The organism is Pseudomonas sp., from assembly GCF_050739995.1.
Lineage (GTDB): Bacteria > Pseudomonadota > Gammaproteobacteria > Pseudomonadales > Pseudomonadaceae > Aquipseudomonas.
The window spans coordinates 1-6,598 of sequence record NZ_JBOICG010000553.1 but is presented as its reverse complement, the minus strand read 5'-3'; the positions used below and the strand labels follow the sequence as shown (position 1 = coordinate 6,598).

Annotated in this window: 9 protein-coding genes; 2 read left to right on the top strand and 7 right to left on the bottom strand. The window is 58.3% G+C overall.

Translation table 11 applies throughout. The annotated features are described in order from the left end of the window. Together ACRESD_RS18240 and earP are read right to left on the bottom strand one after the other, a co-directional pair. Positions 1-523 (bottom strand): elongation factor P (locus tag ACRESD_RS18240; RefSeq protein ID WP_431752196.1); only part of this gene is annotated, 523 nt, incomplete at its 3' end. 49 nt (positions 524-572) lie between these two features. Then, complete coding sequence (gene earP, locus ACRESD_RS18235) at positions 573-1,706, bottom strand: elongation factor P maturation arginine rhamnosyltransferase EarP (protein ID WP_431752195.1); 1,134 nt, start codon at positions 1,704-1,706, stop codon at positions 573-575. Between the two features lie 133 nt (positions 1,707-1,839). On the opposite strand from earP, the gene ACRESD_RS18230 reads away from it, so the two are divergent. Next, entirely contained in the window at positions 1,840-2,208 is a 369-nt protein-coding gene (locus ACRESD_RS18230; RefSeq protein ID WP_431752194.1) for a hypothetical protein, read from the top strand. A 12-nt stretch (positions 2,209-2,220) separates the two neighbouring features. Continuing rightward, complete coding sequence (locus ACRESD_RS18225) at positions 2,221-2,703, top strand: GreA/GreB family elongation factor (protein WP_431752193.1); 483 nt, start codon at positions 2,221-2,223, stop codon at positions 2,701-2,703. Between the two features lie 5 nt (positions 2,704-2,708). On the opposite strand, the gene cysB is transcribed toward ACRESD_RS18225, so the two are convergent. The 5 genes from cysB to ACRESD_RS18200 form a co-directional block, all read right to left on the bottom strand. Beyond that, positions 2,709-3,683 carry an HTH-type transcriptional regulator CysB gene (gene cysB / locus ACRESD_RS18220; RefSeq protein ID WP_348748576.1) on the bottom strand — a complete coding sequence of 325 codons (975 nt, stop codon included), beginning with the start codon at positions 3,681-3,683 and terminating at the stop codon, positions 2,709-2,711. 104 nt (positions 3,684-3,787) lie between these two features. After that, the gene (locus ACRESD_RS18215; protein ID WP_431752192.1) at positions 3,788-4,288 is read right to left on the bottom strand and encodes a universal stress protein; all 501 of its coding nucleotides are present in this window, start codon (positions 4,286-4,288) and stop codon (positions 3,788-3,790) included. A gap of 66 nt (positions 4,289-4,354) precedes the next feature. Further along, the gene (locus ACRESD_RS18210; protein WP_431752191.1) at positions 4,355-5,272 is read right to left on the bottom strand and encodes a 5'-nucleotidase; all 918 of its coding nucleotides are present in this window, start codon (positions 5,270-5,272) and stop codon (positions 4,355-4,357) included. Positions 5,273-5,288: 16 nt separating this feature from the next. Beyond that, positions 5,289-6,251 (bottom strand): putative 2-dehydropantoate 2-reductase, encoded by a 963-nt coding sequence (locus ACRESD_RS18205; RefSeq protein WP_431752190.1) that lies wholly within the window; start codon positions 6,249-6,251, stop codon positions 5,289-5,291. After that, positions 6,248-6,598, bottom strand: a 351-nt coding sequence (locus ACRESD_RS18200) for a thioredoxin (RefSeq protein ID WP_431752189.1), incomplete at its 5' end; no start/stop codon positions are given. The genes ACRESD_RS18200 and ACRESD_RS18205, both read right to left, overlap by 4 nt.

Genomic DNA, 6,598 nt, shown 5'->3' with positions numbered 1-6,598 from the left:
CGATCATGTCGTCGATTTCGATGAAGTCAGCCACTTGCAGTTCGGTGCCGTTAGCCAGCTTGGCAGGCTTCATGACTTTGCCCGAAGTGTCGCCGCGAGCGGAACCTTCGGTGTAGGCCACTTTACGTACGATGGTGGTCGGCAGCTCTACGGATACCAGGCGCTCTTCGAAGAAGATCGCTTCGCAAACGTCGGTCATGCCTTCTTCGATGAACGGCAGAACAGCTTCGATGTCTTCAGCGTTCAGCTCGTACATGGTGTAGTCGGTAGTGTCCATGAACGTGTAGGTGTCGCCGCTGATGAAGGACAGGGTCGCTTCTTTGCGGTCGAGGATCACGTCGTCCAGCTTGTCGTCAGCGCTGTAGACGGTTTCAGTCTTGTAACCGGTCAGCAGGTTCTTCAGCTTGGTCTTCATGATTGCGCTGTTACGACCAGACTTGGTGAACTCAGCTTTCTGAACCAACCAAGGGTCGTTGTCGATACGGATCACGGTACCGGGTTTCAGTTCTTTACCAGTTTTCATTGCATATATCCGAAATTTGGATGGGATTTACAAAATTCAAGGTGGCGTATCATATCCAACTTTCATAAAACTGTACCAGCGCCGTCGCAAGATCTGCCTGCAAGCCTTGTTCCAGACACCAGCTTTCGGCGTGCTGGGTAATCTCGGGCCAGTGTTCCAGCAGCATCTTCCACGACTGTGCCATATCGCCACTCGTGTTCCAGGCCTGCCAAAGCGCAACCACCGAGGCCTTGGCGGCCGGTGACAAAGCGGCGGTATACAGCGCCAGGAAGGCGTCGAGCTTATCCAGGTGAATGTCTTCGTCTTGGCGATAGATGTGCCACAACATGGGCCGCCCCGCCCACTGGGCACGCACGAACGAGTCTTCGCCGCGCACCGCGTTGAAGTCGCAACACCACAGCAGGTGGTCGTATTGCTCCTGACGCACAAACGGGATGACCTGCACGGTCAGGGCAGCGCGCTGATGAATATCACCCGCAGCTAACCGCTCTACATCCAGCCAACGCTGCACATCACCGAGAATGCGCCCTTCCGGCACCAATAGATGAGTGGCACGCCCGTCCGTCGCCAACACATCCAGCCAACTGGCCAGTCCGGCATTTTCGTAGGCGAACAGCGACATCAGTCGTGTGTCGGCAGCAGGAAAAATCCCCAGTGCTTGCAGGAATTGTCGCTGTGCAGCCAAGTCTTGTTGAAAAGCCTGACGCTGTTCCAGCAATCCAGCCTCGCGCAAAAGGCCGCCCGTACCCGGACGAAAGCCGGGAAAGAAGAAGTACTTCTGCACCCCCTTGAACTTCACCGACGGCAAGCGATGGCAACCGACCACCCATTCTTCGGCGCTGAGGTAATCCAGGTTCATCCACAGCGGCGTGCGTTCGCGTTCGGCCATGGCCTCCATGTAAGCGGGCGGCAATTGACAAGCGAAGGCAGCAATCACCACATCGGCGGACGGGGTAGCGGGCCATTCGGCCGGCCAGTGACGCACCTCAACCCCCTCTTGCGTTTGCTGATCCATCCGCACATCAATGTCCGGGCACATGCGTTCGAAGGCCCGCAGGTCATCGACCCACAAGCGCACTTCACACCCGTGCTCCACCACCAATTGCCGGGCCAGGCGCCAGGTCACGCCGATGTCGCCATAGTTGTCGACGACGCTGCAAAAAATATCCCAGCGGGCTTTCATTCCGGGCTCCAACGATCAAAGGTTCGATTGTCCGCATAAATGCGCCGATGCAGAAGGCTTGATCGCGATTATTCTGCACAGTGGCTGTGCGACAATTGCTGCCATGCCATCAATTACCTGCCAGGAGGCCACCATGTCTGATCGTTCGCTGCCCCTGTTCAAACTCAGTGTCGCCATCGCGTTTGGCGTATGGCTGGGGTTTGTCGCCATCGTGCTGACCAGCTGGCTGGCGTCGCGCTACCTGTTCCCGCAAAGCCTGACGCCCGTCGCCCAGGCCGTTCAACAGTTGGGCAAACCTGCCGTCGCCACACCCGAACCGGCGAATCGCATGTTCGAGCAGTACACCGAGAACCTGCGTAAACAGGAACAGCAACAATCCCTGGACCAGGCCCGTAACAATGCGCGCAACCTGAATAACCCCAAATGCCAGTTCTGGCTGCAACAAGACCAGAACGCCCCCAATGAAAAGAGCCGGGCCAATGTCCTGCAATTTTGCGAATGACCCCACACACCCATGAATAAGCATGCCGTCCACTCGTTAGTCCTGGAAAAACTCACCGTCGACCTCGACATCGCCCAGCGCGCCGCGCAGACCGCCTACGAAACCGCGACCCACGAAGAAAACATTGCGGAGAACAAATACGACACCCTGGGGCTGGAGGCTTCCTACCTGGCGGCGGGCCAAGCCAAGCGTGTAGAGGAAATAAAGCAGGCGCTGACGCTGTGCCAGAACATGGCACTGCGAGCTTACGATGATCAGCGTGGCATTGAAGTCGGCGCTCTACTGGGCCTTGAAGATGAAAACGGCCGCCAGCAATGGCTGTTCCTGGCACCAGACGGCGCAGGCTTGAAGGTGGATGTGGTCGGGCAACCAGTGACCGTCATCACCCCGCGCTCACCCTTGGGCAAAAGCCTGCTGGGCAAGTTCGAAGGGGATGAAGTGGAGATTCTGGTGGCGGGCGCTCGGCAACACTTTACGGTTACCGAGGCCAAATGACGGTATCAATGAATCGGCAATTCCACGCCATCGAATAGCTCTTCCAGCTCCTGCTTGTTGTGGCACTGGATCGCCTTGGCCATGACTTCGCGAGTCAGGTGCGGCGCGAACTTTTCGATGAAATCGCACATGAAACCACGCAGGAACGTGCCACGGCGGAAGCCAATCTTGGTCACGCTGGACTCGAAGAGCTCGCTGGCGTCGAGTACCACCAAATCCTTATCGAGGTTGGTATCGACCGCCATCTTGGCGACGATACCCACGCCCAGGCCCAGGCGAACATAGGTCTTGATCACGTCGGCGTCTGCCGCGGTGAACACCACTTTCGGTGTAAGACCACGGTGGCTGAAGGCTTCGTCGAGCTTGGAGCGGCCAGTAAAACCAAACACGTAAGTGACGATCGGGTATTCGGCCAGGGCTTCCAGTGTCAGCTTCGGCAGCTTGGCCAGGGGGTGGCCTTGGGGCACGACCACGCAACGGTTCCAGCGGTAGCACGGCATCATCACCAAATCACCGAACAGCTCCAGGGCTTCGGTGGCGATGGCAAAATCGACGGTGCCGTCAGCGGCCATCTCGGCGATCTGCATCGGCGAACCCTGGTGCATGTGCAGGGCGACGTCAGGGTATTGCTTGATAAAATCGCGGATCACCGGCGGCAATGCATAGCGCGCCTGGGTGTGGGTGGTGGCGATCGACAGGGTGCCCTTCTTCTCGTTGGAGAACTCCTGGGCGATCTGCTTGATGCTTTCGACTTTACGCAGAATCTCGCCAGCGGTGGTGATGATGCGCTCGCCCGCCGGGGTGACGCGGGTCAGGTGCTTGCCACTGCGCGCGAACACTTCGACGCCCAACTCGTCTTCGAGCAGGCGGATCTGCTTGCTGATACCGGGTTGCGAGGTGTAAAGGCTTTGAGCAGTAGCGGAAACGTTGAGGTCGTGGTGCGCCACTTCCCAGATGTAGCGCAGTTGTTGAAGCTTCATATGTATCCCTCAAAGCAGATAGACGCCACGGGTATCAGCGACGGTATATAACTATATTAAAGGTTAGATGGATAAATCTAGAACTTTTTATCGTTTTTTACCGATCAAATATCATCGCTGCGTCGACGCTGCAGCGAGGGCACCATGTACACCGGCACTGTCGCCAATTGCAGCACCCGTGCAGCGGTTCGCCCAAGGGGTGTGGCCGCAGCGGTTGCATGGCTATGACTACCTACGATCAACAGGTCAACGGAAAGTTTACGCAATTGGTCGAGAATCACCTCACAAGGATCCCCCTGGATCACTCGAACCGAGTGAATCAACTTCAGGTCTTGCTCCCCTTCCCCCAACTCTTCACGAAAACTGTCCAGTACCCGTTGCTCGATCGTCGCCATGACCGTGGTCAGCCCCTGACTCTGCCACTCGCTCAAGGCCTGCTCATCAAGGTAGCTCTGCAACACCGATTCGGCGAACAACCCGATGGGCTCAACCACATGAATCACGTACAAATCCGCCTTGAACGTTCGGGCCAGTGCCAGCGCATGTTGCATCACATAAGGCGCATACAAACCGAGGTCCGTGGCGTACAGCATCGAACGAATCATAGAACCTCCTGGACGGCCAGGATGGCGGAGATTGAATGAGCTTAGCAGCGCCCGGGGCAGTTCGGCTCAGCTCTCGCTCTGGATTTTCAACTCATTGCTGATGCCATGGGGTACATGCCCGGTAGCGACCACTTCCCTGGCCTTCTCGCAGTGACCGGCCTGGTCATCGAAAAACACGTCGGCGGCAAATGCCTCCAGAAACGCCGCTTTCTCCAGACCGCCGAGGAACAATGATTCGTCCAGGCGGATATCCCATTCGCGCAGCGTTCGAATGACCCGCTCATGGGAGGGCGCCGATCGCGCAGTGACCAACGCGGTGCGGATAGGGCACGCCTCGTCGGCAAACTCTCGCTGCAGCAAGTTGAGAGCCGCCAGGAAACCTTTGAACGGACCACCGTGCAAAGGTTGGCGCGCCGACTCTCGCTCGCTGGCCTGGAAGGCTTCCAGGCCGCCGGCCTGGTACACACGCTCCGACTCGTCGGAGAACAGCACCGCATCCCCGTCGAACGCGATCCGCAATTCCTCACTCGATGCTCGACGCGCGCCGCCCGATAGAATCGTCGCCGCCGCAAACCCGGCATCGAGGGCGCTGCGTACATCTTCAGCATGGGTAGAAAGAAACAGATGGCAACCAAAAGCGGCCAAATAAGGATAGGGACTACGTCCGCCTACGAAAGCGGCGCGGGAAATATCCAGGCCGTAATACTGGATAGAATTGAATACCCGCAGGCCGGTGTCGGCGCTGTTGCGTGACACCAGCACCACCTCGACCCGCGCACGGCCCAAACTGGCATTGAGGCTCAGCAGTTTTTTGACCAGCGGGAAGGCATCGCCGGGCTCCAGGGTTTCTTCCTCGTGCTCGATCTGGTACTTGCGATAAGCCTCCACGCCCTCGGTCAGGTAGACCTTGTGGCTATCGCTCAGGTCGAACAGTGCCCGTGAAGAAATCGCCAGCACCAGCTTGTCGCCTAATCCCTTTGCCATGGTGTTCCCCCCCGAATCAGCGGTTGTGCCGATCTATAAAACTCAAGGCCTGATACAGCGCCTGCATGCGTGGCAATTCACAGCCTGCGGCCTTCGCCGCCGCCAGGGGACGGGCGTAAATCGCCGACAGTTCGAGCGGGCGCTTGTGCACGTGGTCGTGGTACATGCTGGGCAGGTAGTCATCCATGGTTTCAGTCATCGCAAACATCTGCCCGGCGTAGCTGGCCGGAATGTCATGGCCACAGGCACGGGCGCCCTGCACCACTTCAGCCATCAACGCCTGGATCAATTCGCGGCTGGACTCGTCGGCCATCAGCGCCGTAGTGCCGGTACCCAGCAACACGGAAAGACCGTTGTAGGGGACATTCCACACCAGTTTATGCCAGCGCGCCTGATGCACATCGGCCATCGCCTGAGACTCTATACCGGCCTGGTGAAACAGCCCGGCGCCCTCTTCGACGATGGCCTTGCGGCGTGCCTCATCGTCAGCTGCGCTGCCACTGTGGTAACCCAGGTTGACCCGCCCCAACGCCTGATGCTCGACAACACCAGGACCGGAACGGTGCACACCGATATAGCACAGGCCGCCCAACAGGTGCAGCGACGGCGGCAGGTGCTCGCGCAAACTATCTTCGACGTCGAGGCCATTTTGTAACAGCACGATCTTGGCGTCCGGCGCCGAGACCTGGGCGAGGGTCGGTGCCAAGTCCACATTGCCAGTGGACTTGGTGCCTACCAGCAACCAATCGCACGCCGGCATATCCGCAGCACGGGCATAGGCCTGGACCGGATGCAGGTGCAGTTTGCCGTGCACCGTGCTGTTGAGGTGCAGGCCATGTTCGCTGACGGCGGCGTATTCACTGCGCAACAAGAAGTGCACATCGAAGCCAGCACGCGCCAACATCAGGCCGTAATACCCACCAATGGCGCCGGTACCGATGATGCCAATGCGGGGTGAACGGGGTGCGACTGTTGTCATGGCAAATCCTCTGGAGTACGGGTGAGCGCTTGTTTTACGGCAGTGGAAACGTCACTGCGTGTAAGGCTGGTCTGTATTTGTCCAAGGAATTGACCCTCGCACACCACGAATAACGCGGGCAAATGAAAGATCTGGTAGCGTTCGACCGCGCCACCATTGTGCCCGGCATCCACCCAGCACACGCGGTCCACCGGCAAGTGCCAGCCCGGCAATTGTTGACGCACCCAACGGCAACTGGAACAACCGACACTGGTAAACACCACCAGTGAAACACCTGGCAATCCCAGCAATTGCTGGTCAATATCCAGATCGGTCAATTCCAGCGCCTTCACTATACTGCTGCCACT

What these genes read in the sequence shown, in the direction of transcription:
- ACRESD_RS18225 (WP_431752193.1), top strand. Translation starts at nt 2,221, where the DNA reads ATGAATAAGCATGCCGTCCACTCGTTAGTCCTGGAAAAACTCACCGTC.
- ACRESD_RS18210 (WP_431752191.1), bottom strand. Translation starts at nt 5,272, where the DNA reads ATGGCAAAGGGATTAGGCGACAAGCTGGTGCTGGCGATTTCTTCACGG.
- ACRESD_RS18215 (WP_431752192.1), bottom strand. Translation starts at nt 4,288, where the DNA reads ATGATTCGTTCGATGCTGTACGCCACGGACCTCGGTTTGTATGCGCCT.
- ACRESD_RS18205 (WP_431752190.1), bottom strand. Translation starts at nt 6,251, where the DNA reads ATGACAACAGTCGCACCCCGTTCACCCCGCATTGGCATCATCGGTACC.
- ACRESD_RS18230 (WP_431752194.1), top strand. Translation starts at nt 1,840, where the DNA reads ATGTCTGATCGTTCGCTGCCCCTGTTCAAACTCAGTGTCGCCATCGCG.
- earP (WP_431752195.1), bottom strand. Translation starts at nt 1,706, where the DNA reads ATGAAAGCCCGCTGGGATATTTTTTGCAGCGTCGTCGACAACTATGGC.
- cysB (WP_348748576.1), bottom strand. Translation starts at nt 3,683, where the DNA reads ATGAAGCTTCAACAACTGCGCTACATCTGGGAAGTGGCGCACCACGAC.